General features: G+C 52.7%; 1 rRNA gene. It reads right to left on the bottom strand.

The annotated features are described in order from the left end of the window. A 23S ribosomal RNA gene (locus tag CES82_RS12220) occupies positions 1-245 on the bottom strand; the annotation flags it as partial.

Here is a 245-nt window from a genome sequence, read left to right as displayed (position 1 = left end):
ACCTGTTGGCCATCGTCTACGCCTTGCGGCCTCGACTTAGGTCCCGACTAACCCTGGGAGGACGAGCCTTCCCCAGGAAACCTTAGTCATTCGGTGGATCAGATTCTCACTGATCTTTCGCTACTCATACCGGCATTCTCACTTCTAATCGCTCCACTAGTCCTTACGATCTAGCTTCACCGCCCTTAGAACGCTCTCCTATCACGCGACCTATTGGTCGCATCCACAATTTCGGTGGTATCCTT

Origin of the sequence: Secundilactobacillus silagincola, from assembly GCF_002583405.1 — a bacterium.
GTDB lineage: Bacteria > Bacillota > Bacilli > Lactobacillales > Lactobacillaceae > Secundilactobacillus > Secundilactobacillus silagincola.
Note: the sequence above shows the minus strand (reverse complement) of the source record. Positions and strands in the feature narration are given on the sequence as shown.